Here is a 26,713-nt window from a genome sequence, read left to right as displayed (position 1 = left end):
CCGCCTCCTTCCTCAGCAGTCCACTTCGCCCATGATCGGGTCGATGGACGAATACGCGGCGACCGAGTCGCCGATGAGCATTCCGTGGCACATCGCGTTCAGCCCCTGCATGTTGACGAACGAGGGGCGGCGGATGTGGATGCGGTACGGCTTTGTCGTGCCGTCACTGACGATGTAGAAGCCGAGCTCGCCGCGCGTGCCCTCCGTGCGGCTGAACACCTCGCCCTTGGGGGGCTTGATGACCTTCGGGACTTTCTTGCCCATAAAGTCGCCCTCGGGCAGACCGTCGATCGCCTGACGGATGATCTTCGCGCTCTCGGCGATCTCGTTCAGCTTCACCATATAGCGATCCCAGTTGTCGCCGTTCTTGCCGACGGGGATATCAAAGTCAAAATCATCGTAGACACTGTAGCCGTCCACCTTGCGTAGGTCGAAGGCAAGCCCCGTCGCGCGCAGATTCGGCCCCGTCATATTGTACGAGAGTGCCTGCTCCGTCGTCATGGGGGATGTCCCCACAATGCGGCGAATGAAGATCTCGTTGCCCGTCAACAGCTTGTTGTACTCCTCAAGGAAGATCGGCACCTCATCGAGGAATGCGCGGATCAGCACCTCTGCCTCGGGTGTGAGATCTTCCTTTACGCCGCCGATGCGGATGTAGTGAAACGTCTGGCGCGCACCGCAGACGAGGTTGAAGATGTCGAGAATCTTCTCGCGGTCACGGAAGCAGTAGAGCATCCCCGTCGACGCGCCGAGATCGTTCGCGAGTGTCCCGATAAAGATCAAATGGCTGTTGATGCGGTTCAGCTCCGCCATAATGACGCGGATGTACTCTGCGCGCGGCGTTGTTTCGATGCCCGCAAGCTGCTCCACCGCAAGCGCGTAGCCGAAGTTGTTGTTCATCGCCGAGATATAGTCAAGGCGGTCCGTATAGGGCAGCCCCTGTACGTACGTCCGATCCTCGAGCAGCTTTTCGATGCCGCGATGGAGGTAGCCCATGATCGGCGTCGCCTTTACAATGCGCTCGCCGTCCAGCTCAAGCTGCACCTGCAGCACGCCGTGCGTCGAGGGGTGCTGCGGTCCCATGTTGAGCGTATAGGTCTCGCTGCGTACCATCAGATCCCCTCCCTTCGAATGCGCGGGATGTTCGGCGGAGGCGGCGGTACAAAGTCCTTGCGCAGTGGATGCCCGACAAAATCATCGCGATGGAACACGCGCCGGAGATCGGGATGTCCCGTAAATGTGATGCCCATAAGGTCATAGACCTCGCGCTCCTCGAACTCCACGCCTGGGAACACCGCCGTCGCGGACGGCACTGTGGGCGCATCCTCATGCGCGAGCGTCACCTTCACCGTCAGCCAGTGCAGGAGGGTCGGCGAAAAGAGATGGTAAACCATCTCATAGCGATCCTTCCAGTCAACCGCCGTGACGTTCTCCATGCGCGTGAGCTGCAAAGCTCTGTCGTCGCGCAGGAACGTAAGAAACACGGTCAATTCCTCCGCGCCGATATAGACGGCTGGATGCGAAGCCTCCGCATCGTATTCCGCATTTGGAAAGGCAATCTTGAGCGCAGCGAGCGCTTCTGACGAAGCATAGTCGTTTCTCATGCGTTCACCGCCTTCTTCTCCACCTGCTGCGCCCAGTAGGCGCGCTCCGCCGCCACGCGCTCCGGATGGAGAATCTTCTCACGCAGCTTCAGCATGCCGTCGATCAGTGCCTCGGGGCGCGGTGGGCAGCCGGGGATATAGACATCCACGGGCAGGATCTCATCCACACCCGGCACAACTGCATAGGAGTCCGCGAAGGGCCCTCCTGCAATCGTGCACGCGCCCATCGCGATCACATACTTCGGTTCGGGCATCTCCTCGTAAAGACGCACGATCGGATCTGCCATCTTCCACGTCAGCGTCCCCGCAACGATGAGGAGATCGGCTTGACGCGGGCACGGACGGAACACCTCGTAGCCAAAGCGCGCGAGGTCGAAGCGCGCCGTTGCCGTGCTCATCATCTCAATCGCGCAGCAGGCAAGCCCCGAGGACAGCGGCCAGATGGAGCTGGCATGTGCCCAGCGCAGAAGTTCGTCGAGCTTCACCACAAAGACATTGTGCCGCAGACTTTCGGGAACACGATCCGCTATCTCCATGAGAGATCCCCCTTTCGCCACGCATAGGCAAGACCGAGCGCAAGAATCCCGACAAAGACAAACATCTCGAGCAGCGCAAAGAGGCCGAGCATTTGGAACTCGACCGCCCACGGATAGAGGAACACCGTCTCGATGTCAAACACGATGAACAGCAGCGCGTAGAGGAAATACCCCGCGCGATACTGCACGTACGGCGAGCCGATCGGATCAACGCCGCACTCGTAGGGAATGTATTTCTGCGGCGACGGCTGCTTCGGCTGCAAGAGAAATGCAGGGCCGAGCGCCATGACGGGGAAAAACAGCGCCACCACGAGAAAGATTCCCAGACTTCCAAACTCTCCCATACACAGACCTCCTAATATGAAATAACTACACAGAAAAATAAACAAACAGAACAAATGCCTGAGAAAATTTTTATCTGCACAGGCAATACTAATAAAATTTATAATTAGTGGAATAGACAATAAAATCTATGTATAATATACTCGAAAAGCATTTCTTTTACAAGGAGAGCGATGAAAAAACTTCCTTATAGAATACTAGAAAAATACTATCGCACAATCCTATATAACCACACCCCGTCATTTGAAAGAAATGACGTTTCCTGCTATAATCATAAACGATACAGGAGAGCGCTTCCGTAACCGAAGCAACAAGCTCTCCATGCCAGAAGGAGTTATTTACAGAATGCTGTTACACCGTAAATCCGTTGAGCTACTCGCCCCCGCCGGCACATGGGACGCCATGACAGCGGGTATCGCAGCAGGTGCGGATGCCGTCTATCTCGGCGGCAAACATTTTAATATGCGGCTCCACGAGGGCGACTTCAACTTCGACGACGAGCGCCTGAAGGCAGCCGTTGACTACGCGCACGCACACAATGTCGAGCTCTACATCACGCTCAACAATCTCATCAGCAACGAGGAGCTGCCCGCGCTGCGAGAATACCTCGCCTATCTCAACGAGATTCGCCCCGACGCGATCCTCGTGCAGGACTTTGCCGTGCTCGAACTCGTGCACGAAATGGGCATTACCGTACCCCTGCACACGTCCGTCATGATGAATACGCACAATGAGCACGCGATTGAAAAACTCAAGGAGTACGGCATTACACGCATTGTTGTGGGGCGCGAGATGACGCTCTCCGAACTCGCGCTCTTCCGCGCACGCACGGGCATCGAGGTCGAGTACTTCATGCACGGCGACATGTGCATCTCCGAGAGTGGGCAGTGCATTCACTCGGGCGTACTCTTCGGGCAGAGTGGCAACCGCGGGCGCTGCATGAAGATCTGCCGCTGGCCGTTCGCCCTCATCGATGAGACGACAGGAGAAGTGCTCGATGCAAACAGCCCCGGGCCGTACAAGCTCGCGCTCAAGGATATGTGCATGTACCGCTCCATCCCCGCACTCATTCAGGCGGGCGTCTACTCGTTCAAGATCGAGGGACGCATGCGCTCGCCCGAGTTCATCGGGCGTCTCGTATCGACGTACCGCAAGGCGATCGACGCCTACATCGCCGACCCGAACGGCTACACAACGGACGAGGAGGGATGGCGCACGCTCTACGACAACCGCGTACGCGACTACACGACGACGTTCGCATTTGGGCAGCCGACTGCGATCGACATCGGCATGACGGGCGAGCGTGAGCCGCGCTTTTTCAGTCAGGCGGTCGAGGAAGCGGGATTTGCAGACGAGGTACTGCGTGCCGAGCGTCCGATCGAAAAGGAAAATACGCCGAGCCGCCACCTCAGCGTGCGCGTCGGCACCGTTGACGCAGCGCGTGCGGCAGTGGATGCGGGCGCAGATACGATCTACGTCGGCGGCGAGGCATTCCGCCCTCACCGCCCGTGGAAGTTCACGGACTATAAAGACATCGTCCGCTATGCGGCGGGCCGCACACGCGTTGTTGTGAACACACCGCGCACGACCATGCGGCGCGAGTGCGGCGAACTCGAGCAGTTCTTTACCGCGCTGAATGACCTCGGCGTCGACGGCATTATGGTCGGCAACCTCGGCACGCTGAAACTCGCACGCACGCTGACGAAGCTGCCCGTGCAGGCGGATCACTCATTCAATACATTCAACCATCTCGCCGTCGCCTTCCTCAAGGAAAACGGCCTCACGATGGCGACCGTCTCCTATGAGCTGTCCTTTCAGCAGCTGCGCGAGATCGTCGAGAACGCCGTTCTGCCTGTTGAGGCGGTCATCCACGGCGCATACGAGTCGATGATCTGCGACTACAACTTCCCCGCAATGTCGCTGCCGAACTACAGTGACCTTTCCTCGCCGGAGCTGCTCGACAAATTGTACGCATTCCGCGACGAAGCGGGCGGCGTGCACTCCATCCGCATCGACCAGTACGGACGCAACCACATCTACTTCGCAAAGGATCTCTGCCTCTACCCCTACCTCGAAAAATTCAACGGCCTCGGCTCGTACAGAATCGAGGCGCAGGACTATACGGCGGACGTGACCGCCGAGATTGTCCGCATCTACCGTGCCGCGCTCGATCGTCTCGCTGCGGGCAGCGACAGCTATCGCGCGGCGGATTTCGACCGCCTCACGGAGATTGCGCCGCGCCCCTTGGGCATCGGCACCTATCGTTTCCGCCAGAGCCGCAATTCTATCTGACCATTAGAAAGCATATTCCATGGACACAGCTTCCCCAAACGAGAACATCTACATCGGTGCCGCCGCCATCCTCGAAAAGAAAAAGAAGTACATCATGCCCTGCCTCGGGCATTTCTACCGTGAACCGCGTCAGATCGTGCGCGGCGAGATGCAGTACCTCTACGACAGTGCGGGCAGGAAGTATCTCGACTGCTTCGCGGGCGTCTCCGTCATCAACTGCGGGCACTGCAACCCCGCGATCAACGCCGCCGTCACGGAGCAGCTGAACACGCTCCAGCACGTCTGCAACATCTACCTCACGGAGAATTTCGTCAACCTCGCCGAGCAGCTCGCGCGCATTACGCCGGGACGGCTGCAAAAGAGTTTCTTCTGCTCCACGGGCACGGAGGCGAACGAGGGCGCGGCGCTCCTCGCGCAGATCGCAACGGGCAGCAGTGAGTTCATCGCCCTGCGCGGGGGCCTGCACGGACGCACAAAGCTCACGATGAGCCTCACGGGTATCTCCATGTGGCGCACCGACCCGAACCCCGTCGGCGGCATCCACTTCGTCAAAAATCCCTACTGCTATCGCTGCCCGCACAAGCACACGCCCGAGGAGTGCGGGATTGACTGCACATACGAACTTGAGGAGACGATCAAGAGTGCCACCTCGGGGCGTCCCGCCGCATTCATCGCCGAGAGCATTCAGGGCAACGCGGGCATCATCGTCCCGCCGAAGAACTACTTCAAACGTGTCAAGGAAATCCTCGATCACTACGGAGTCCTCTTCATCGCGGACGAGGTGCAGACAGGCTTTGCACGCACGGGCAGGATGTTTGCCATCGAGCATTTTGGCGTCACGCCTGACATCATGACCGTGGCAAAGGCACTCGGCAACGGTGCGCCCATCAGCGCGTTCATCGCGACGCCCGAGGTGGCAGACACATACACAAAGCCCGGCGCATCGACCCTCGGCGGCAACCCCGTCTCTACGACCGCAGGGCTTCAGGTCATTCGTTACATCGAGGAGCACAATCTCATTGGAAATGCAGAGCAGCGCGGGAAGCAGCTGCGCGCAGGACTCAGGGAAATCCAAAAGCGCCACCCCATCATCGGCGATGTGCGCGGGCTTGGTCTCATGGTCGGCGCAGAGTTCGTCCACGCAGACAAGTCGCCTGCCGCCGCCGAACTCGACCTCGTGCTCGAGGATCTGAAAGACCGCGGCTTTATCGTCGGCAAGAACGGCATCGGTCGCAACGTCATGGCGTTCCAGCCACCGCTCATCATCACTGAGGAGAACGTGAACGACGTACTCAACGCTGTGGAACTCGTACTGACCGAGAAAGGATTCTGAACATGGCAAAACGATACTATGATCTCACAGTCGCAGGCTGCAAGCGTCGGCTCACAATCCTCAACCTCAACGAAACGCTTGCCATCGCTGGCTTTATCATGCTCGGCGACGTGGAACTCTGCGCGAACTGCGCGCGCGAACTTGCAAAGAAGATTCCGGCAGACACGGAGATCATCATGACCGCCGAGACAAAGGGCATCCCGCTCGCGGCAGAGCTTTCACGCCAGCTCGGAATGCCCTACTACATCACAGCGCGCAAATCCGTCAAGGCGTACATGGAGGATCCGATCTGGGTCGAAGACGAGTCCATCACGACACTGGGCAAACAGCGCCTCTACCTCATGAATACAGACATCGAGCGCATTGAGGGGCGCAAGGTGCTCCTTCTCGACGACGTGATCAGCACGGGCGGCTCCATGACGGCGCTCGGAAATCTTGCCGAGAAGGCGGGCGCACACGTCATCGGACAGGCAGCGGTACTCGCCGAGGGCGATGCGGCAAAGCGCACGGACATCATCTTTCTTGAGGCACTTCCGCTCTTTGAAGCAGAGTAAAGAGAGGAAGGCTGCGCTTGCATCAATATCTCTTCTACATTGGGGACTTCCCCATCCGCTCGTACGGCGTTGTGATCTCGCTCTCCATCCTGCTCGCAACGGGCGTCGGCTACTTCCTCGCAAAGGCGGACGGACGCGGCTACGAAAAGCACGTCCCCGATCTCGGCATCTACTGCGGCATCGCGGGGCTGCTCGGAGCACGCCTCTGGGACGTATTCTTCTTCGACTGGGATTACTACCAGCACCACCTGACCGAGATCCTGAACGTCTGGCAGGGCGGTATGGCAATCCAGGGCGGCGTCTTTCTCGGCGTGCTCGTCGGCATCCTTTACAGCCGCAAGCACAGACTTGACACCATACACTTCATGGACATTGCCGCCCCCGCCATCGTCCTCGGACAGGCGCTCGGACGCTGTGCGAATCTCCTCAACGGGGATGCATTCGGCGCACCGACGGGCAGCAATTTCGGCATCCTCTACCCCGACACTACCCTCGCGCATCACACCTACGGCGCACAGCCTCTCTGGCCGGCGGAGGTCTGGGAGGGACAGCTCGACCTCGTCATCTTTGCCCTGCTGCTCATCTTCCGCGCACGAGGGCACGCACGCGGGCAGTGCTTTGCACTCTACATCATGCTCTACAGTCTCGTACGCTTCGCGCTCGAGTATCTGCGCGGCGACTACACTGAGAAGTACCTCGGGCTCTTCACCAGTGCACAGATGACCAGCCTCGGCTTCGGGCTCGTCGCCCTTGGCTTCTTTCTCTGGTTGGGGCTGAAAACGCAAAATACTGAACCGCCAACGAAGGGCAAGAGCAAACGCGCCTCACGAACATAGGAAGCTGCACACACACAACAGATGAACGACAAAATCCGGCACCTGCCTTTTGGGCAAGTGCCGGATTTTTACTCATCATATTTTTCAAGTATGCTCTATTTGCGCTTGGAGCTCGAGAATCTCTGCGCGTGTCATGCCGCTCGATTTTTCAATTACATCTACGGGCACGTTAAGTGCAAGCAGAGAGCGTGCCATATCCAGCATGCCCTCACGCCGACCCTCACGCCGACCCTCACGCCGACCCTCACGCCTACCTTCTTCGAGCCCCTGACGATGTCCCTCACGGCTACAAAATGACATAGCACTGAGATAATCGCGCATTGCTTTTTCTCTCTGCTCGTACTGCCAACGCTCCACATCACTCTGCATAAAGATGCGCTCTGCCTGAATCGCCTCGTTGATTGCTGCCTCGCTCATCGCCAACTCCTCCGTTTCTCTCTCGTTCAATTTGTTTGAAAAATAAGCAAGCCACTTTTCAAGACGCTTCATCTCTTTCACCGATTTGATCTTGAACTTGGGAATCTCAAGAAAGTGTATTTCCAGATCGTCAGTCAGCCGATGCCCGCTTGCAATATCATAAATTCCATACATATTGTGCGGACTTTCCTGTGGGAGCATCTGAAAGTTGAGCAGATTGATCGTAATGGACGGGCTCAGATCTTGATACTCCGCCCCTTTGCGGAGGGTCTGATACATCCGAGCCCAATAGTAGAGCGTCCGCTTCTGCATATTGTATAGATTCACAAGCTGAACCTCTATGTTGATTTGACTGCCATCGCTTGCAATTCCATAAATATCCAGCTGTGAGAGCTTATCGTCCTCAAACTGCGGATCAATTTCGCGGTCAATAAATGTAATGTCCGTGAGTGTTTCTTCTCCCTCACGATCTAAAACAGCATTGAGGAAACTGAGCGTAATGCGCTTACGCTCATCTCTGCCAAAGATGAACTTGAAGAGATAGTCATTCAAGGGATTGTAGTTTTGACGGTTCATCCGATGCTCCCTCCTTTACTCCCTATATTTTATCCTTTTTTTTCCATTGATACAAGACAAACGAGATGAACCCACGAAAGATTTTGTGCATCATCCCGTTTGTTATCCCTGCAATTCCTCAATGTGCACCATGCGCATGCAGATACGTTTTATCAACACATCACAGATGATATGAAATTACAATATTTCCATCCTCCAAATGGTGAATGCGCGCGCGCACACCGTATAGTTCGTAAATAAATTCATCCGTGAAAATCTCTTCGGGTACCCCTTCTCTCAAAATCACACCATCCTTCATCGCAATGATCCGATCACAGTACGATGCGGCAATATTGAGATCGTGGACAGCGGCAATCACGGTCAAATTCATCTGCCGTATGTTTTCCATGATTTCCAACTGATAACGAATATCCAGATGATTCGTCGGCTCATCCAAGATCAGGCAGGACGTCGACTGCGTGAGCGCCCGCGCAAGCAGCACGCGCTGCTGTTCCCCGCCCGAGAGACTGGAAAATGACTGATTGACAAAACTCTCCATACCGATAAACGCCAAATAATGCTTTGCAATCCTATAGTCCTCCTCGTTATACCTCTCCAGCATGCGCTTATGCGGACTTCTCCCCATCAGGACAACCTCCAGGACAGTAAAGTCAAATGAGAATGTATGATGTTGTGCAAGCACTGCCTGCCGCCGCGCCGACTCCCGCACAGACAGATCATCCAACGGCTCCCCATCGAGAAAGACTGCACCGGAATCCGGACGGAGAACGCGATAGATACACTTGAGCAACGTGCTCTTCCCGCTCCCATTGGGACCGATAATGCCAACAAACTCCTTACGCTCTACCGCAAGCGATATTTTATTCAGAATCTGTCGGCCATCAAAGCTCTTTTCCAATTCTTCTACGCGAATCTCCATAATATGCTCCTGTTGCCGCCTATGCACCGCTGCCAAAACCGTATGTTTTCTTTATCATCAGATAGATAAAGCAGGGTGCACCGATCATTGAAACCAGAATGCCGATGGGGAGTTCTGTCTGCGGAATGATGATGCGGCAGAGCACATCCGCCCAGACGAGAAATATTGCGCCGGAAAGTGCGGCAATCGGCAGCAGCTTTCTATGATCTGCTCCGACCAGCATACGGCTCACATGGGGGACGATAAGCCCTACAAAGCCGATCATACCGGCTGCATAAACGGCAAATCCTACCATAAGTGCGCTCACGAGCAAATACCCCTGACGATACAGATGCAAATCCACCCCAAGGGTCACCGCCGTATCATCGCCGAGCAGCATCAGATTCAATATCTTTGCCTGCGTATAGAAGAAAAACGGCACCACAATACTGAGCGGTATCATTACCCCCAGCGTCGACCAACTTGCACCCGCAACACTCCCCATCAGCCAATAGGTGATGGATTGGATGCCGTCCTTATCGTTGGCAAAGTAGACAATAAAGCTGGAAAACGCGCTGCATACCGCACTCAGTGCCATGCCCGCAAGCAGCAGTTTCACAGCGTTGGCACGCCCGCCCATATTTGCAATGAACACAATCGCGAGAGATATCGCAAAGGCTCCAACAAATGCAGCGATCCCGACAAAGTTTTCTCCAAGAGAAACCCCGACACCGAGGAGGATTGCTGCCGTTGCGCCTAGAGAAGCACCAGAGGAAACGCCAAGGATATAGGGGTCGGCAAGCGGATTTTTCACGATCGCCTGCATAATGACACCACAGGTTGCAAGTCCCGCTCCGATACACGCAGCCATCAGAATACGAGGCATCCGCAGCAGCCAGACAATATCATGAAGTGCCCCCTGTCCCGCCGCATCAATGGGGATGCCGCTTCGCAGGGAATCATAAATCGCAGATATGATATCGCCGACGGATAGAGATACCGTACCAAACGTCAGCGCTCCTGCCATGCTGATGATCAGAATCAAAAACAATTCAACGAGGATTACTGCCTGCTGCCAATTTGTACGGTTCATAATTCCGGATACAGCCCCCTTTTGATCGCTCGAATCCCATCTATTGTATGCACTGCCGGCGTATACATATACCGGAACGGCAGCATATAGATTCGATTATTGCGCGAGGCTTTCAATGAGTTAAAGCGGACGTTTTGAAAGAAAAGCTCCGACTCCTCGCGATGCCGTGAATTAAAGTAAACGACAAAAATAATGTCCGGATCCTGTGCCAGCAAGTCCTCAGCCCCCACAGAGCGACTCTTGACGGGCATATTTCCACCCAGACGCCGCACCATATCCCCCACGATCCAACCATCATCATAGTTCATAATTCCCGTTTTACTCACTTCAACGACCATGACCTCTTGTAGTTTTTCCCCCACAATACTCTTCTCTGTAAGCTCCATCTCTGCGTGAATTTCATTGATCAAAGCCTCTGATTTCTCTCTAACATCAAATATTCGCCCCATGTCATCCAGGAATTGGCACTCGTCTTCGATCGTTCCATGCGGCACCACATGGTTTGATGTGGCAACAATATATGTATTCACGCCGCGCTCCTGCCACCAATCCGTGCTGCCGTATCGCCTCGGAGAAAATGTCGACTTCCATCCCAGAATAAAATCCGGCTGATAGGCAATCGTCTGCTCTCTGCTAATCTCCTGCTGGGAGATATGTCGTATTTTTTTCAGTTCTTCAGGGTATTTCTCCCTCATCCGCGCATATGCCTCATCGGATGTACTCAATGACGCGCTGAGAATCTTGTCACCCTGACCAAATACCATGAGTGTCTCTATTGTATTTCCTCCATATACAATCCCCCGTATCGGTACTTTGTCAAACTGAATCCATATGGGGTTCTTCGACGAGTCAAACGTCTCAATCTCCACAGTTTCATATGAAGGGGCTTTCTCAACCATGTCTTCTGATGGCAGTTTCACTTCAAAGTTCTCTCCATTTCTTTCCTCAAAAAAAATGGACAGTCCGACAATTACCAGCAATAAGATGAGAGATTTTTTCATAGCTCCAACTTTCTTATAGAAATGGACAGCAAGCTGTCAAAATGACACACTTGCCGCCCCATATCCTTAGAATTTATATTTCATACCAATCAGAAAATGTCTGCCTAACTGAGGCCAGCTCCCCTTCCCAAGATAGCTGGTATAAACCGTCTCATACGCCTGGTTGGTCAAATTCACAACGGAGGCATACAGGGTTAAATCCTTTTGAAGCGCGTAGTTGATGTTGAAATCGAGAACAAGCGCACGCCTGCTGGTATACGCCATTGTATTGCAGCCCGTATACCAAGTACCCGTCAATGCCGTATACAGCTTTCCGTTCTCATACACAAGATCCGCTGTATAGGTATTAGCAGGACGCAACTTATTGATAACGGAATTAACATTGCCATCTGCCCATTTCAGTTCAGGATCGAAGGTCATTCCATCCTTTGCCGAAAACTTATCGAAATCATGCGAATAACCTGCCGTAATCGACAAATGCGGATTAAATTGATGTTGCAAAGAAAGGTTGATCGATTTCTTGACTTCCTTGGCGTTGACATACTTGAGCTTGAAGTCACTCACCGCTCCATCCCAGATGCTGTATCGAACAACCGCGTTACTCATACGTGTATAGGCGTAATGGACAGACGCCGTTGTATTTGGTGAAAACTCGTGCCGCACGCCGAGCGTCCATACATCTCCCTTCTCATCCTGCAGATTGGCAGCATCCGCTCCATTCGTCGCCGTATAGTCATTCGGTTTGAGCGGTCTGTGTACGCGGCTGTAGCCGAAATATGCGCTCGTATCTTTATCAAACCGATACTGCGTATTGAGGGACGGTGTAATCGTGTTGGACGAGGCACCGCCGATGCTGTGAACCCCATCTTGCGATACATGGCTGACATCACTGTAATGCGCGAAGCGAAGGGACGGCGTCAGTTCCCACTTATCCGAAAGCAGAATTTTATCCTGAATGTAGCCAAGGATAGAATCTCGTTTAACACTCGTGTTTTTTCCTGTACTTACTTGTGTATTATAGTATTTCGAATTATCATAGGTCCACGAAGTGAGAACATCATGTTTCCCATAGGATTTACCCAGTTGGAACTGAATCCCTTTATTTTCCAGATGGTGATACCATGAGCGATGGTCTCGGCTGCGATAATTCGCTTTCCCCCATTCAAACCATTCGGGCGTATCCGGTACGGGCGAATCTTGTCGACTCCCTCCTCCAAACGACCCCCAATAGCGTTCATGCTGTTCGTAGTACCGAACAAAACTCTCCATGCCGTTATCTCGATGGAACGTATAGGTCAGATCGAGATTGTTCTTGTTGTAGGCGTTATAGGCGCCCGTCACCGCCCACATATACCATAGTGTGCGATAACCTGGATTTTTTGGATCACCATATTTTTTATGTACGGAATAATCAGTCTTAATCCGATCCCAATCAGCTTGATTAAAGTACTTGTGATCGGGTGCCGTAAGCGGATAGTCTGCATCACTCTGCATATGATTGAACGCCGCCTGCAATGAATGTGTGGGGTCGAAATCATAGTCCACACGGAGATTGAACGTTTCCTCTTTGTAGCCCGTATTCACATAGGTATAGGTATTGCCGCTCAGTCCATCCTTATATTTGGCATCTCCACCCATTTCACGCGCAAGTGTAAAGAAATATTTCAGTTTCCCCTGATCTGTGCTCCCCGCATAGTTCAATTTATAATTGTGCCGATTCCATGAACCGGTTGACAGATCAAGTGACCCATAGGATTTATCTGTCCCCTTGCGCGTAATAATATTGATAACGCCGCCGGTGGCATCCGATCCGTAAAATGACGCACCGGGTCCTTTGATGACTTCTATTTTTTCGATATTATCAATATTTGTGACCTGATTGATGTCCGTGACCGCCTTGGAGCCGCTCGTTGAACGTCCGGAGACAACGTTGCCCACAGAGTTATCCATACGGCGCCCATCCACGAGCACAACAACTCGATCATCGCCATTAATTGTCACAATGTTGTGTGTCTGCGTATACCCATACTCACCCCCGCGATACCCCGGCGTCTTGATCTGTACCCCCGGCACTTGCCGTAGCGCATCGCTGAGCTGATCGTAATGCCGCTTTTCAAGCGTATCACGGTCAATGACGTTCACATCGCCGCCCGTGCGATAGTAGGACTGTTCCGTCATCACATTGCCGAAAGGATCTTTCATCTTTCCTTCGACATCAATATCCTGCGTCACATATGTCGTCTTGACTGTTTCCTCGCCGGGCACAGTCGACTCTGCGTCCTGAGCATAAACATCTGTGCCTCCCATCAGCATCGTCGACATTAAGATCCCGAGTACAGTACCCCTTCGCAGCTTCTTTTGCATGTGCTTACTCTCCTTTGACAAAAAGCATTTAATACGGCAGTACATCATAGAAAACAATGTCAAATACAGGCTTATTCCCGCATTCACATTTTGTTTCCAAAATGCCAATAGGATTCATGCATCGTCAAATTGAGCACAAGAAAAACACACCGTAAGAAGCAAACAAAAAGCCTTCTTGCTCTCCGGCAAAAAGGCATACGAAACATACAAAAATAATCGTGCCTTCCTGTCTCTCGCAGGGACGATACAGCGTTCCAATCGGGCAGTTCTTCTGGCTCTGCTTCCTCGTCTCCCTCGCCTTCCCAGTTTCCCAGTGACGTATTGAGGTCGACTCCACATTACAGCTGCGGGACAGCGCAGGTCTCTCACCTGCTTCTCTATTAAGCGCAATGCGCACCCGATTGGCAAAATATTCAATTGTGTTTTTATTCCCAATAACTTTTAGCAGATTATCATAACATAAATAATCTGTCAAGCCTATTATAAAGAACGATACAATTCTCCTTATCGATAGTCACATTTCTGACACTGCGTCATCATATGCTCCGAATCTTCCTTGAAGAAGAGTCCTGCCCAGCCGCAGATGTGTAGTGGCCCCATGCAGTGCCGTAACGGGCTGCCCGTTTACAAGGAAATCCTTGTGCACATCCACAAATTCGATCATCGTTCCTTCACCTTCTTCAAAGCCGCACGCACCAGTTTCGCGAGATAATGTGCCGTCGGCGCGAGCGCATTCGGATCGACGCAAAAGCCCGGATTGTGGAGCGCGTGTGAAAGCCCCGTGCCAACGAGGACAAACATGCCCGGAACTTTTTCCTGATAGAAGGCAAAGTCCTCACCGCCGAGCGACTGGGGTGCGAGAACGACGTTCAGATTGCGCGCCTTTGCCGTTTCCTCGGCAAACGACGCCCAGAAGGCATCGTTCACTGTCGCAGGAGGTCCCTCGTACCAGTCCATCTCCACCGTCGCACCATGTGCCGCTGCCATGTTCTCTGCCAGGGCGCAGACGCGCGCACGGATCAGCGCACGCTCCTCCGCCGACAAACTGCGCGTCGTCCCCTCGACGAGAGCCTCCTCGGGAATGACGTTCCACGTATTCCCTGCTGCGATGTGCGTGACGCTTACAAGCCCCGCCGAAAACGGGTTGAGATTGCGCGCGACAATGGTCTGCACCGCCTGAACGAATGCCGCCGTGAGGGGAATCGGATCGATGCCCGACTCCGGATGTGCGGCGTGTGTGCCCTTGCCGCGAAAGCGGAACACGAAGCGATCCACCGCAGCCATCACTGCGCCCGCTGAGATGCCGACCGTCCCGACGGGGAGGAGCGGACATGCGTGTAGTCCAAAGATCGCACTCACATCCTGTAGCGCCCCCGCCTCAATGAGCACCTTCGCGCCGCCCGGTGCCTCCTCCGCCGGTTGGAAAAAGATGCGCACGCGTCCCGGAAGCTCTGCCTCGTGCTGTTTGAGCAGGAGCGCTGCACCGAGCACCGCAGCGATGTGAAAATCGTGCCCACAGGCGTGCATACGCCCCGCGTGCTCCGAGCGATACGGCAGATCCGTCTGTTCCTCGATGGGCAGTGCGTCGATGTCCGAGCGCAGAGCGACGACGGTATCGCCCGCTCCCACCTCTGCGACAAGCCCCGTCTTCAATGGCAGATCCAAAATACGGATTTCCGCACGTTCCAAGGATGCGCGAATGCGCTTCGTCGTTTCGACTTCTTCGTAGGAGAGCTCGGGATGGCGATGAAACCATTGAAACTCTTCTGCAATATGTGCTTCGATATGTTTAATGTCTTTCATTTTCTTGCTCTTTCCAATCCATACATATTAGATATGTTATATTGGAATTATACATACTGAAAAAGATCTTGTCAATGAGGTTTTCATATATTTTTCTATGCTTATAAATACGCAAAAAAATTCGGCATCCACCTTTCGGACAGATACCGGATTTTCGTATGAACGGTAGTTCTCTTTTATCCCTGCAATTCCTCAATATGTACCATACGCGTACAGATCCGCTGTGCTAACGCCTCATTGTGCGTGATGGCAATGAGCATGGTGCGGTTCTTCTCGATCTCGCGCAAGATAACAGACCAAATCTGCGCCTGTGTGATGGGGTCGAGGCTCGCCGTGATCTCGTCGGCGATGAGCACGCGTGTCTTTGGACTGAGCGCGCGCAGGATTGAGAGCCGCTGCAGCTGACCGCCCGAGAGTTCGTGCGGCCAACGCGAGAGCCAGTCCGGCTCCGCACCGATCGCCGTGAGCAGTTCCTGCGGAACGTCCCATGCCTCACGCAGCGTAGCTCCCACCTTCCAGCGCGGATCCATTGCTTTCTCCGGATGCTGATAGATGAGCTGAACGGGATTGTAGCCGCCCTTTGGCAGCGACGCGCCGTCCAACGTGATCGTCCCTTGCTGTAGCGGAAGATACCCCGCGAGAAGAAGTGCCAATGTGCTCTTGCCGCGCCCACTCGGTCCGAGAAGTGCGAGACGCTCCCCGTCCGCAACGCGCAGCGACACATTCCACAGAACAGGGCTGTCCTCCCCATAGCGATAGGACAGATCCTTTGCGTCCAGCATCTCACGCACCTCCCACCGCAGTCATCTGGGTAACCTCTGCCGCCGTATATACGGTAAAATCGTTCTGCGGCAGCGCATGATAGAGTGCCTTCGTATACGGGTGCACGAGTTCAGCCCCATCTCCATGAAATGCGGCAGCCGGAGCCATATCCACCGTTCGACCCTCATAGAAAACGGCAACATTGTCCGCAACCTCGACGGCAAGGTCAATGTCGTGCGTGATGAGCAAAACACCCTTGCCCGCATCGGCAAGCTCGCGCAGGAGCTGCAGTGCCTCGACGGCACTCTTCACGTCCATGCCGGGCGTTGGCTCGTCTGCGATGATGAGTGAGGCATCCGTGATGACCGCCGTCGAAAAGAGCACGCGCCGCGCCATGCCGCCCGAGAGTTGGAACGGATAGAGACGCTGCACCCGCTCCTCCAAGTGCAGACGGCGGAAGGTCGCCGCCATATCGTCAGGCGAACCGTAGAGTCCACACACCTCACGCCCGACGCGCATAAGCGGATCGAGATAGGTCACGGACTGCGGAATCAGTGCTATCTCACGTCCGCGCAGCTGCTCCTGTCGTTTTGTATCAAGCACAGCCCCGCGATACCGCATCTCACCGCTCGTCATGGCATTGTACGGCAGGATGCCGAGCACGGCGTGTGCGAGCAGGCTTTTGCCGGAGCCGCTTGCACCGACGACGGCAAGGATCTCTCCACGGTTCAGATGCAGATTGACATCGTGCATCCCTGCCACCAAGGTATGGGTCAGTGCCCCCTGATACATACGGAAGGACACGGACAGATTCTTTACTGCGAGAAGTTGTTCCATATCCCCTCCTATGCCTGTCCGGACTGCGGATCGAACAGATCGCGCAGTGCCGCGCCGAGACGGTCAAAGATCAGCACGACGAGCAGCAGCAAAAATCCCGGGAAGAACGCAAGCCACCACATGCCGAGTGCGAGGTAACGCATCGACTCCGAGAGGATGATGCCAATTGCCGGCATATCCAGCGGCAGACCATACCCGAGAAAACTGATTCCGGCTTCGTGCATGATCGCATGGGGAAATAGCAGGACGAGCCCGATGATGTACTGCGGCAGGACATGGGGGACGAAATGCCGCCGTGCCACAGTCACCCACGAGTACCCGTACTGCCGCGCCGCCAGAATATAGGGCTGTGCACGCAGCTGCATGACCTCTGCACGGATGATGCGTGTCAGGCGCGGCCAGTGGGTAACAATGACACCGATGGACACCCCCATAACACCGCCACCCATCATGACCGAGATCATGAGGATGAGCAGGATATGCGGAATCCCCATGCAGAGATCCACGAGCCAGAGCACGAACTGATCGACCTTGCCGCCGAATGCCGCCGACAGCGTTCCGAGGAGGAGTGCAATGCAGGAGCTGACAAATGCCGCAGCAATTCCAATCTGCAGACTGATGGACATGCCCTTGACCGAACGTAGGAGCATATCGCGCCCCATATAATCTGTCCCGAACGGATGCGCAGCAGACGGTACAAGATTTTTCTGCCCATAGTCGACCGCATACGCGCTCTCCGGCATCGTCGTTCCCCAGATGAGTATACCGAGGATAAAACAGCCCGCCAACACGGCAAAGATCAGCTGACGCTGCCGAACGCTCATGCCGCCGCGCAGGGAAAGATCCTCTTTCATCAAGAATCTCCCCTCCCCTCGCGCAGCTGCGGATCAACAATGCCGTACAGAATATTGGCAATGAGATTTCCGACAAAGACAAACACCGCACTGAAAATCGCAATGCCGAGCAAAAGTGACAGGTCGCCGCGCAGCCCCGCCATCGTGACCGTACCGCCAAGCCCCGGATAGGAGAACACCGTCTCCGCAAGCACCGCTCCGCCGAACAGTTCGTTAAAGGAAGCAAACTGTAGCGTGACTACAGGCATCAGAATGTTGCGCAGACCATGCCGACGCACGCGCTGCCAGAGCGACTCGCCCCGCGCCTCGGCAAAGAGCATATAGTTCGTCCCCATGACCTCAATCATCTTCTCGCGCGTCTGAAGCGTCATCGCGGAGATTCCTGTAACGCTCAGTGTCAGCGCAGGCAGGATAACATGACGGAGCTGATCCGTCAGTGTGACCTCCTCGTGCAGCTTCCCAATCGGCGCAGCAAGTGCCAGTGGGAACCACTGCAGCTTGACTGCGAAAAGCATCAGAAAGAGCAGCCCCAGCCAGAACACCGGCACAGAAACGCACAGCAGAGAGAATCCCTGAATCGCCTTGTCGAGACGGCTACCGCGGTACATTCCTGCAAGTACGCCAAGCGTGAAACCGATCACGCCCCACAACACCCACGCCGTCAGCATCAGCAGGAGCGTCAGACGGAATTTTTCTCCGATGACCTCGAGTACCGGTGCCCGATAGATGAGCGACGTGCCGAAGTCACCGTGCAGAATATTCCCCGCCCAGAGCAGGAATCGCTCAAGCGGCGGTTTGTCAAATCCCCAGTAGGCAGCAACAAGCGCATGCTGCTCCGCCGTCGCCGTTTTATTCGCAAAATAGGCATCAATCGGGTCAATCGGCGAGTTCGCTAGCAGTACAAAGCTAACCACACTTACGGCAGCCAAGAGCAGCAGCAGACGAGCTGCGCTCCCCCCGATGAAGTATGCCATCCGTTTTGTCATACTGATCTACTTCCACTGCCAATCATCAAGATTCGCGAGAACCCCCATGCCCTGCCCGCGCTCGCCAACACGAAGCTGTCCAAGATCAAGACGCTCGTTGACAAAGTACGGCACCTGCACGGTTACAATCCAAAGATACGGTACGTCGCTCTTCGCTCCTACCGTCCCATCCCACTGCGCTGCCTTGAATTCACGCATGGCTTCCTCGTCCGAGGTTGCCGCAAGCGCACGGTCAATATGCACATCGACCGCCGGATTGCGATAGATTGCGGGGTTATTGACAACATTGACTCCAACCTGAGAGGAGTGGTAGTAGTTGTAAATCGCCTGCGGCGTATAATCGCCAATCGCCCATACCGTCGGGATATTCCGCGCGATCTTGCGCGCCTCCGACCACGGCGTTGACTTTGCGATGATGTTGATGCCGAGCTTCTTCGCATCCTGCGCGAGTGCCACTGCCGTATTATAACGCTGCAGATCATTGGAACGCCCATTGATGACGAACTCCGCCTTCATGCCGTTCTTCTCACGGATGCCGTCTCCGTCCGTATCCTTCCAGCCCGCATCCTCGAGGATCTTCACAGCCTCGTCGACACGGTTGTCCTTCTCCTGCAGTGCGTTGTTCGCCCACGGGAGTGCCTCTGCCAAATTCATGCTCGGCTTGCCAAAGCCGGCGAGTGCATTCTCAATAATCGTCTTGCGGTCAATGCCGATATTCAGTGCCGTGCGAATCGCAGGATCGCTCGTCACATTATTGCCGACCAGCATGCCGTTTTCGTCATGCTCCGCTTCCTGCGGCATGTTGACGCAGAAGCTGTCAATGGTATCCATTAACACCAATTTCATATGCGGTACACTTGCCCCTGCATACTCCGTCGGGGTAAATACGAGATCCACCTGTCCCGACTGCGCGGCAGCGAGAATCGCATCATCACCGAGGTTCAGCACCGTGACCTTCTTCAGCTTCGGTTTCTTCCCGTAGTAGTATTCATTCGGCTCCATGATGAGCTGCTGCTCCTTCTGGAACGATACCACCTTCCACGGGCCGCTGCCCATAGGAGCCGTCGCATAGCCCTCTTTGTATGCATGCTTCGGCACGATGCCAAGAGCCGCAGCTGTCTCAAGGAAGACCGACCACGGCTTGGAGAGCGTGAACTCCACCTGTGTCGGAGAGAGCACGCGTACCTCCTCCATCACCGTCAGATCGACTGTGCCGGCGGCTTTCTTCGCCGTCTCGTAGGTGAACGCAACATCCTCCGCCGTCAGCGGCTGACCATCGGAGAACTTGGCATCGCTGCGGATCGTAAAGGTATATTTCAGACCGTCCGCCGAACGCTGCACATCCGTCGCAAGATCCTTGACGAGCTGATTCTTCTCATCATGCATCATCAAGGCACTGTGGAACGGATCCGGCCCCCAGCTCCCCCAGCCTGCTGTCGGGTCAAAGCCCTCGCCGACCATGTACTTGCCCACCGAGATTACGATCTCGCCCTTCTCGGCGCGTTCGTTCTTTGGCTGATCCGTGCCGCCGCATCCGACGATGAGCATTGTCATCGCCATCAGCAGACACATCAGAAACTTCCTCACTGTCATGCCTCCTTCATCATATAAAACGCCTCTTTGCACAAAGAGCAAAAAGGCGCACAAAGCACATCCATCGAATCAGCCTTCCTGTCTCTCGCAGAAAATGATAACAGCGTTCCAATCGGGCAGTTCTTCTGGCTCTGCATCCTCGTCTTCCCCGCCTTCCCGGTTTCCCAGTGACGTTATGAGGTCGACTCTGCATTACAGCTGCGGGACAGCACAGGTCTTTCACCTGCTTCTCTATTAAGCGCAATGCGCACCCGATCGGCAAAATATTCAGTTGTGATTAAAAATCAGATTATCATACGATATACAAGATGTCAACATGGAACACGATACGCATTTTGCAGCTACCGCAGGAGTCTGAAAAAACTCCTTGACAGAAATCATATCCATTGTTATAATTCATCTTGTCGTTTGGACATGAGCGACAACAATGGGGTTATAGCTCAGTTGGTTAGAGTGTCTCGTTGACATCGAGGAGGTCACAAGTTCGAATCTTGTTAACCCCACCATTTGATTTTCCATCCGCAAGCGTGCGGATTTTTTTATCAGTGATTCCTTAGGCTCACTTAGCTCAGTTGGTAGAGCATCTCCGTCACATGGAGGGGGTCGGGGGTTCGAATCCCTCAGTGAGCACCATGTATATTACACCGTCCTATGGGGCGGTTTTTTCGTATATACAGGAGTACACAAAAATGACAAACGAAAAGGAAAATGCCGCGCGCATTCTCGCACAGACTTCCCTTGCACAGGGGATGAATGAGGAGGAGGTCGCCGAACTCCTCGCCTCAAGCGATGTAGCACTGCGAACGTACCCAAAGGGCGCGGTCATCTTCCACGACGGGGAGATGCCGCACTCGCTCTACATCCTGCTCGAGGGGGAGGTGCACATCCTCAAGGACACGTATTCGGGACGGCAGATCTTCATCTCGGAGATTGACCGTCCGGGCGATATGTTCGGCGAAGTCTACGAGGTGCTGCGCCGTCCGTACGATATGTATGTCCGCGCCGTGACAAAGGTCAAGCTGCTCGAAGTTTCGAGCCATCTCTTCACGCTGGATGTAGGAGAAGCGCCGCGCCGCAGTGCGCTCATCGTGCAGCGAAACCTCATGAAGATCTTTGCCGGCAAGGCGTATGGGATGCATACGAAGCTCAAGATTCTCGCGAGCGGAACGCTGCGCGAAAAGATTGTGCGCTATTTGTTCCCGCACATCGACGAAAAAGGGAAGATTGCGCTCACGGTCAGCCGTGAGTTCATTGCCGCCTACCTCGCGGTCAGCCGCCCCTCCCTCTCACGCGAACTGAGCGCAATGCAGCGCGAAGGAATAATTGAGGCGACGGGGCGAAGTATACGGATTTTGGATATGGAGAAGTTTGAGGAGTATCTATAGGAAGCACTGATAAAATTAGGGACGCTGACTTCGTGCAGCGTCCCTAATTTTATGCAGATCAATGTGCGCCGCAGGTGCCCGTCGACACGCTACAGTCTTCGTTGCGGTTCGTGAAACCGAGCTCCTTGATGAGCTCCATATCCTCGGCAATTGTCGTACCCGAAGTCGTGAGCATATTCCCCGTGATGGATGCGGACGCACCCGCGCGAAACGCCGTCGCGCCGTTCTCGGGCAGCAGCTTGCGTCCCGCGCCGAGGCGGATGTTCGCGGTCGGATTGATGAAGCGGAAGATCGCGATCGTTCGGAGAATCTCCTCACCCGAGAGTGGTGCAAGATGCTCGAGCGGCGTCCCCGAGATCGCCATGAGGGAGTTAAGAGGGATGGACTCGATGCCGAGCTCTTGGAGCGCGAACGCCATATCGAAGCGATCCTCCCACCGCTCCCCCATGCCGATGATGCCTCCCGAACAGACGCAGAGCCCCTCTGCCTGCGCCGCCTTGATCGTACGGATACGGTCGGCGTAGCTGTGCGTCGTGCAGATCTCGGGGAAGTAGCGCTCCGAGGTCTCGATGTTGTGATGATAGCTCGTCACGCCGACCTCGCGCAGACGGCGGAACTGGCTGCGCGTGAGGAGTCCGTGCGAGGCGCAGAGCTCGATGGAAAGCGTGCGGCGCATTTCATCGTACGTGGCAAGTGCCTTCTCAAATTCCTTGCCCGAGAGCGCGCCGCCCGAGGTGACGATGGAGAAACGGTTTGCGCCCGCATCCTGATTTGCCTTTGCATGCGCAATGATCTCCTCCTGCGGGAGAAAGCCGTAGGTATCGACACCTGTCTTGTGGCATGCTGCCTGCGCGCAGTATTTGCAGTTCTCCCCGCAGCGCCCGCTGCGCCCGTTGACAATCGTACACAGGTCGATGTGGTTGCCGCAGAAGTGCTTTTGCAGACGGTACGCCCCCTCGCCCAGCTCCTCGATCGGCGTATCCATAAAGATGGAGCGATCATCATCGCGGCTGATACGATAGCCTGCAATGATCTTCTTCGTGAGTTCTGCAATACGATGTTCGCGCATAAAAAATCCCTGCCTCATAATAGATAATTTTTATGTCGTCTATTATAAAGCAGGATTTTATCTTCGTCAACTAAATGTTCTGTTGTTGTTTACACTTAAATTTGTGTGAGCAAATCCGAGAGCATTGCCCGCACATGTTCCTCATGCACGCAGACCTCCGTGATAAAATCTGCAAGGTAGTCGTGGAAGATGCCCTCGTGCGTGCATAGTTCACGCAACGACATGACCGCCTTCTCTGCCGCAATGTCATACTCGACGCGATGCAGGAGGCGCGCAATCGTACGCCGCGTTTCATGCGAAAAGAACCGCTTGAGATTTGCCGCTGCCGCCGTACTCCGAGACGCCTCAATGAGCCATGTGCGCGTCGTAAGATCGTCGCTGAAATTCTGGAACCCCTCCTCTGCCCATGCCTCCCCCATCGCCGGATCATCGTCACGCTCGCCCGCGAAGAAGTGAATCTCCTTGTAGAGCGTATCGTTGAGGAGACGCACGATCTCGGGCTTTGCATAGAGATGACGGTCGCCGCGCACGTGGAACTCCCCGTCGCGCAGTCCCGCGAGCACGCGATGATAGCGGATGTTCGTGTAGCAGGTGTAGAGTGTCCCCGTCTCCTTGAGCGCGCGGTTCAGTGCCATGAGCGCATCATACGGTTCATAGGCAGACTCAATCGCAAACTCCGAAATAATCCGATCAAATGTCTCATCCGCGAACGGCAGGGGGTCACGTCGCCAGTCGAGAAGGTGTGCGTGTACGCCGAGTGCCGCTATGTCCTCGTTCTCCGCAATCTCCGGATAGGGCGTGATGGCGTGCATCTCCGCGTTTGGATACATCTCCCGCAGGCGCATGAGATGCTCTGAGCCGTCAACCACAAGCATCGTCAGACGCTCCATACTTGGTGCGAGGATGTCAAGAATCTCTGTCTTCACCGCACAAAGTCCCCACGCTCCGCCCACAGCCGTTCGATCTCGCTCGTAAATGCTGAGAGATACTCTGCTCCATCCATCAGTGCAGATGCCTCCACCTCCGCGCGCAGCGCTGCACGATTCGCTCGAACCTCCCAAAGATGTTCCGCCATCTGTAGGGCAAGCCGCTCATATGCCTGCGCACTCTCTGCAATCCATGCCGCTTTTCCTGCCGCCGTAAGCATCGCTGCACCAAGCCGCGATGCATGGTGCGTCTCCCCGCGCAGGGTAATCACAGGCACGCCCATATAGAGTGCCGTCGCCGTCGAGGCACCGCCCGCATAGGGGAACGTATCGAGCGCAATGTCGATGTCAGCGTAGTCCGCGAGATAGTCGCGCTTGCCCGTGCGCACAAAAATCCGCTTTGCAGGCAGCTTCAGCCCCTCGATCATCTCGAGGATCGTCGTTACGCGCAGTGGGCTGTCCACGGCGGCATCCTGCAGAATGAGCTGCGCCTTCGGCAGTTTTTTCAGGATGCGTCCCCATGCCTTCAGCGACTCCTCGTTGATCTTCATAAAGTTCTGGAATACGCCGAACGTCACGGGCGCATTCGCAGGACGCTCCGCCACCGCGCTCGCACGCATCGCCGCATCGGGCGTGAAGTGGAACGCATGCGGCAGACGCAGTAGCTGCTCGCTGTAGAATTCCTCCGCCCCCGCAGGTGAGAGCACATCATCCGTCAGGAAACCGTCGACGAAATCCACGCCCGTTGTCGCAAACCAGCCGATGCCCGAAAGCTGCACAGGCGCAGGACGGCGCGCGAGCACCATGAGTGTCATACCCCCGTCCGTATGTCCGCCGAGGTCAAAGAGCACGTCGATCTCATCCGCACGAATGTGCTGCGCCTGCTCCTCGATGGAGAGATTCGAGAGCACATTGTAATTGACCTCACCGCGCAGACTCTCGGTAAAGTCGTCCGCACGATCATCCAGAGCGTATGCATAGACATCGTATTTCTCCCCAAGCCCGCGCAGGAGTCCCTCATAGAACATCGAGGATGATGAGCTGAGAAAATTCTCTGCGATAAAACCGATGCGCAGACGCTCATGACGCACGTTCTCACGTGGGGACAGCGGCTCCTCATGGCTGTAGAGCTTCGCGTACATATCGAACTGCGCCTTGAGCTCCTTCGGCGTCAGATTCGGCACGGCGTGACAGAGATAGAGATAGTTGGAGAAATGCGAACGCTGGCTGCGCAGGTATTTATCCTCCGTCGCCGCCTCAAAGTATGCGGCAAGTGCCCCCTCCGTATCCGCAAGCGCACGACAGCACGCGCCCATCATCTCGGAGAAGCGCCACTGCTCGTCCGCAGGGATCTCCTCATGGGTGCGCATGAGGAGAATTGCCTCGATCGACTCATAGATGTATCCCGTGTGAATGTCCTCGCGAATCGCCATGTAGTCATCCATCCAGTTCATTCTGCTCTCTCCAATCTGAAATATGCCACCTCGGGCGGGCAGCCGATCCGCATCGGAAACCAGCTGCCGTTGCCCGTATGCACGTAACCATAGTTGTCATTGATACGCACCATGCCGCGCGTGTATTTGAACACGGGGAAGAGCGGCTGCCCGAAGATACCGAACTGGCTTCCATGCGTGTGCCCCGTCAGCGTCAGGGGAACGCCGCCATGCGCCGCCGCATCGTCGATAAACTCCGGATGATGCGCCAAAAGAATCGTCACGGCATTCGCGGGAACATCCGCCATTGCTGCCGCAAAATACGCTTCCTTTTGCGGATCAAATGCCTCACCGCGTGCAAACGGATAGTCAACGCCCGCAATCCAAAGTGCGCCGCGCCCCGCAACCTGCTCTGCCGAGTTCAGCACGACATGCACCCGTCCCTCGCGTGCCATGCGATCGACAAGCGGACGCCCATTTCGGTAGTATTCATGATTACCGATGCAGTACCAGATGCCGTCCCGCCAGTCCCCCACATGCGCAGCAAGCACCTCTGCCGCTGCCTCGTTCAGTCGCTCATCATCAAATACATCGCCCGTCACGGCGAGGAGATCCGCGCCGCCGCGCGCGACCTCCGTCAGAAGCGCATCAAGATCCTCCACGGAGAAATACGCTCCGAGATGCACGTCGCTGATCTGCGCGATCACCATGCCGTCTGCCTCGGTCGGGAGATTTGCGATCGAGATGGTGTGATCGCGGCGCACGGTGTGATGACGCTCAACAAATGCGCCGTAGCTGCTGAGAAGGAAGCCCGCCGCAGGATAAATTGCCGCATTTTTCAGCACCCGCCGCCGCTTCGCATCGTATGGAACATTTTGGGTTTTGCGCCAGAGAAATCGTCCCGTCACGGCAAACACGGTGATGCCAAGCGCGATGAGCTGACCGATAAGAAAGAGGATGATCGGCAGTGTAAGCATCCCCGCCAGACCTTCCGTCGCATGACTTCTGAACAGATAGTACAGCCCACCGACACCGCCGAGTTCAAAGAGCGTGACCCCGATACGCGCCACGCGCAGACGCCCCCCCTCTGCGAGATAGCGCAGGAAATAGAGGCTGAAACCGAGAGACGCGAGAACGACGAGCAGAAAAATAATCAGAGCACTGAACAAATGTACCTCCCTTCGAACAGATGAAGCGGACGGGCTTCATTTATCAGCGA

Annotated in this window: 24 protein-coding genes, 2 tRNA genes and 2 riboswitches; of the genes, 7 read left to right on the top strand and 19 right to left on the bottom strand. The window is 55.1% G+C overall.

The window, feature by feature from the left end:
• Window positions 1–12 precede the first annotated feature (12 nt).
• The 4 genes from HMPREF9081_RS04995 to HMPREF9081_RS04980 are packed head-to-tail and all read right to left on the bottom strand — an operon-like array spanning window position 13 to window position 2,484.
• Window positions 13–1,113: an NADH-quinone oxidoreductase subunit D gene (locus HMPREF9081_RS04995; protein WP_006305955.1), complete on the bottom strand. Its 1,101-nt coding sequence runs from the start codon at window positions 1,111–1,113 to the stop codon at window positions 13–15.
• Window positions 1,113–1,604: an NADH-quinone oxidoreductase subunit C gene (locus HMPREF9081_RS04990; protein ID WP_006305954.1), complete on the bottom strand. Its 492-nt coding sequence runs from the start codon at window positions 1,602–1,604 to the stop codon at window positions 1,113–1,115. The genes HMPREF9081_RS04995 and HMPREF9081_RS04990 overlap by 1 nt, the downstream gene beginning before the upstream one ends.
• Entirely contained in the window at window positions 1,601–2,140 is a 540-nt protein-coding gene (locus HMPREF9081_RS04985) for an NADH-quinone oxidoreductase subunit B (RefSeq protein WP_006305953.1), read from the bottom strand. Before HMPREF9081_RS04985 ends, HMPREF9081_RS04990 begins: the two co-directional genes overlap by 4 nt.
• On the bottom strand, window positions 2,131–2,484 hold the full coding sequence (locus HMPREF9081_RS04980; RefSeq protein ID WP_006305951.1) for an NADH-quinone oxidoreductase subunit A: 354 nt from the start codon (window positions 2,482–2,484) through the stop codon (window positions 2,131–2,133). The genes HMPREF9081_RS04985 and HMPREF9081_RS04980 overlap by 10 nt, the downstream gene beginning before the upstream one ends.
• 343 nt (window positions 2,485–2,827) lie before the next feature.
• Between HMPREF9081_RS04980 and HMPREF9081_RS04975 the strand changes: the two genes are divergently transcribed.
• Genes HMPREF9081_RS04975 through lgt form a run of 4 tightly spaced genes read left to right on the top strand, consistent with a single transcriptional unit; the run spans window position 2,828 to window position 7,497 of the window.
• Window positions 2,828–4,774: a peptidase U32 family protein gene (locus HMPREF9081_RS04975; protein ID WP_040394560.1), complete on the top strand. Its 1,947-nt coding sequence runs from the start codon at window positions 2,828–2,830 to the stop codon at window positions 4,772–4,774.
• A gap of 19 nt (window positions 4,775–4,793) precedes the next feature.
• Complete coding sequence (locus HMPREF9081_RS04970; RefSeq protein ID WP_006305947.1) at window positions 4,794–6,107, top strand: aspartate aminotransferase family protein; 1,314 nt, start codon at window positions 4,794–4,796, stop codon at window positions 6,105–6,107.
• A 2-nt stretch (window positions 6,108–6,109) separates the two neighbouring features.
• A complete protein-coding gene (locus HMPREF9081_RS04965) occupies window positions 6,110–6,661 on the top strand; it encodes a phosphoribosyltransferase family protein (RefSeq protein ID WP_006305946.1) in 552 nt (183 codons plus the stop codon).
• 17 nt (window positions 6,662–6,678) lie between these two features.
• Entirely contained in the window at window positions 6,679–7,497 is an 819-nt protein-coding gene (gene lgt / locus HMPREF9081_RS04960; protein ID WP_006305945.1) for a prolipoprotein diacylglyceryl transferase, read from the top strand.
• Window positions 7,498–7,581: 84 nt separating this feature from the next.
• Here the strand turns inward: lgt and HMPREF9081_RS04955 are convergent, their stop codons facing one another.
• From HMPREF9081_RS04955 to HMPREF9081_RS04905, 11 genes are all read right to left on the bottom strand, one after another.
• Window positions 7,582–8,490 carry an Rpn family recombination-promoting nuclease/putative transposase gene (locus tag HMPREF9081_RS04955; RefSeq protein WP_006305943.1) on the bottom strand — a complete coding sequence of 303 codons (909 nt, stop codon included), beginning with the start codon at window positions 8,488–8,490 and terminating at the stop codon, window positions 7,582–7,584.
• Window positions 8,491–8,650: 160 nt separating this feature from the next.
• The gene (locus HMPREF9081_RS04950) at window positions 8,651–9,409 is read right to left on the bottom strand and encodes an ABC transporter ATP-binding protein (protein WP_006305942.1); all 759 of its coding nucleotides are present in this window, start codon (window positions 9,407–9,409) and stop codon (window positions 8,651–8,653) included.
• 19 nt (window positions 9,410–9,428) lie between these two features.
• Window positions 9,429–10,481, bottom strand: a complete 1,053-nt coding sequence (locus tag HMPREF9081_RS04945; RefSeq protein WP_006305941.1) for a FecCD family ABC transporter permease — start codon at window positions 10,479–10,481, stop codon at window positions 9,429–9,431.
• The gene (locus HMPREF9081_RS04940; protein ID WP_006305940.1) at window positions 10,478–11,482 is read right to left on the bottom strand and encodes an ABC transporter substrate-binding protein; all 1,005 of its coding nucleotides are present in this window, start codon (window positions 11,480–11,482) and stop codon (window positions 10,478–10,480) included. The genes HMPREF9081_RS04945 and HMPREF9081_RS04940 overlap by 4 nt, the downstream gene beginning before the upstream one ends.
• A gap of 66 nt (window positions 11,483–11,548) precedes the next feature.
• On the bottom strand, window positions 11,549–13,846 hold the full coding sequence (locus HMPREF9081_RS04935; RefSeq protein WP_040394559.1) for a TonB-dependent receptor plug domain-containing protein: 2,298 nt from the start codon (window positions 13,844–13,846) through the stop codon (window positions 11,549–11,551).
• A gap of 244 nt (window positions 13,847–14,090) precedes the next feature.
• Window positions 14,091–14,262: riboswitch (cobalamin riboswitch) on the bottom strand.
• A gap of 244 nt (window positions 14,263–14,506) precedes the next feature.
• Window positions 14,507–15,649: an amidohydrolase gene (locus HMPREF9081_RS04930; RefSeq protein WP_006305935.1), complete on the bottom strand. Its 1,143-nt coding sequence runs from the start codon at window positions 15,647–15,649 to the stop codon at window positions 14,507–14,509.
• Between the two features lie 176 nt (window positions 15,650–15,825).
• Window positions 15,826–16,431: an ABC transporter ATP-binding protein gene (locus HMPREF9081_RS04925; protein WP_006305930.1), complete on the bottom strand. Its 606-nt coding sequence runs from the start codon at window positions 16,429–16,431 to the stop codon at window positions 15,826–15,828.
• A gap of 1 nt (window position 16,432) precedes the next feature.
• Window positions 16,433–17,248 carry an ATP-binding cassette domain-containing protein gene (locus HMPREF9081_RS04920; RefSeq protein ID WP_006305929.1) on the bottom strand — a complete coding sequence of 272 codons (816 nt, stop codon included), beginning with the start codon at window positions 17,246–17,248 and terminating at the stop codon, window positions 16,433–16,435.
• 8 nt (window positions 17,249–17,256) lie between these two features.
• Window positions 17,257–18,102 (bottom strand): ABC transporter permease, encoded by an 846-nt coding sequence (locus tag HMPREF9081_RS04915; RefSeq protein ID WP_006305928.1) that lies wholly within the window; start codon window positions 18,100–18,102, stop codon window positions 17,257–17,259.
• A complete protein-coding gene (locus tag HMPREF9081_RS04910) occupies window positions 18,102–19,088 on the bottom strand; it encodes an ABC transporter permease (RefSeq protein ID WP_006305927.1) in 987 nt (328 codons plus the stop codon). The genes HMPREF9081_RS04915 and HMPREF9081_RS04910 overlap by 1 nt, the downstream gene beginning before the upstream one ends.
• 6 nt (window positions 19,089–19,094) lie before the next feature.
• Window positions 19,095–20,681 (bottom strand): ABC transporter substrate-binding protein, encoded by a 1,587-nt coding sequence (locus tag HMPREF9081_RS04905; RefSeq protein WP_006305926.1) that lies wholly within the window; start codon window positions 20,679–20,681, stop codon window positions 19,095–19,097.
• Window positions 20,682–20,779: 98 nt separating this feature from the next.
• Window positions 20,780–20,951, bottom strand: a riboswitch (cobalamin riboswitch).
• Window positions 20,952–21,110: 159 nt separating this feature from the next.
• On the opposite strand from HMPREF9081_RS04905, the gene HMPREF9081_RS04900 reads away from it, so the two are divergent.
• The 3 genes from HMPREF9081_RS04900 to HMPREF9081_RS14085 all read left to right on the top strand — a co-directional run bounded on the left by HMPREF9081_RS04900 (window position 21,111) and on the right by HMPREF9081_RS14085 (window position 22,066).
• Window positions 21,111–21,187: transfer RNA gene (locus HMPREF9081_RS04900), tRNA-Val, on the top strand.
• Between the two features lie 51 nt (window positions 21,188–21,238).
• Window positions 21,239–21,314, top strand: a tRNA-Val gene (locus tag HMPREF9081_RS04895).
• A 56-nt stretch (window positions 21,315–21,370) separates the two neighbouring features.
• Window positions 21,371–22,066 carry a Crp/Fnr family transcriptional regulator gene (locus HMPREF9081_RS14085; RefSeq protein ID WP_040394556.1) on the top strand — a complete coding sequence of 232 codons (696 nt, stop codon included), beginning with the start codon at window positions 21,371–21,373 and terminating at the stop codon, window positions 22,064–22,066.
• A 58-nt stretch (window positions 22,067–22,124) separates the two neighbouring features.
• On the opposite strand, the gene bioB is transcribed toward HMPREF9081_RS14085, so the two are convergent.
• From bioB to HMPREF9081_RS04870, 4 genes are all read right to left on the bottom strand, one after another.
• The gene (gene bioB, locus HMPREF9081_RS04885; RefSeq protein WP_040394554.1) at window positions 22,125–23,135 is read right to left on the bottom strand and encodes a biotin synthase BioB; all 1,011 of its coding nucleotides are present in this window, start codon (window positions 23,133–23,135) and stop codon (window positions 22,125–22,127) included.
• Window positions 23,136–23,230: 95 nt separating this feature from the next.
• Window positions 23,231–24,061, bottom strand: coding sequence for a methyltransferase domain-containing protein (locus HMPREF9081_RS04880; protein ID WP_006305923.1), 831 nt, complete (start codon window positions 24,059–24,061; stop codon window positions 23,231–23,233).
• The gene (locus tag HMPREF9081_RS04875; protein ID WP_006305922.1) at window positions 24,058–25,515 is read right to left on the bottom strand and encodes an O-linked N-acetylglucosamine transferase, SPINDLY family protein; all 1,458 of its coding nucleotides are present in this window, start codon (window positions 25,513–25,515) and stop codon (window positions 24,058–24,060) included. Before HMPREF9081_RS04875 ends, HMPREF9081_RS04880 begins: the two co-directional genes overlap by 4 nt.
• On the bottom strand, window positions 25,512–26,663 hold the full coding sequence (locus HMPREF9081_RS04870; RefSeq protein ID WP_006305921.1) for a metallophosphoesterase: 1,152 nt from the start codon (window positions 26,661–26,663) through the stop codon (window positions 25,512–25,514). The genes HMPREF9081_RS04875 and HMPREF9081_RS04870 overlap by 4 nt, the downstream gene beginning before the upstream one ends.
• Window positions 26,664–26,713 lie beyond the last annotated feature (50 nt).

The organism is Centipeda periodontii DSM 2778 (assembly GCF_000213975.1).
Classification (GTDB): domain Bacteria; phylum Bacillota; class Negativicutes; order Selenomonadales; family Selenomonadaceae; genus Centipeda; species Centipeda periodontii.
This window is presented reverse-complemented; position numbering and strand designations above follow the sequence as displayed.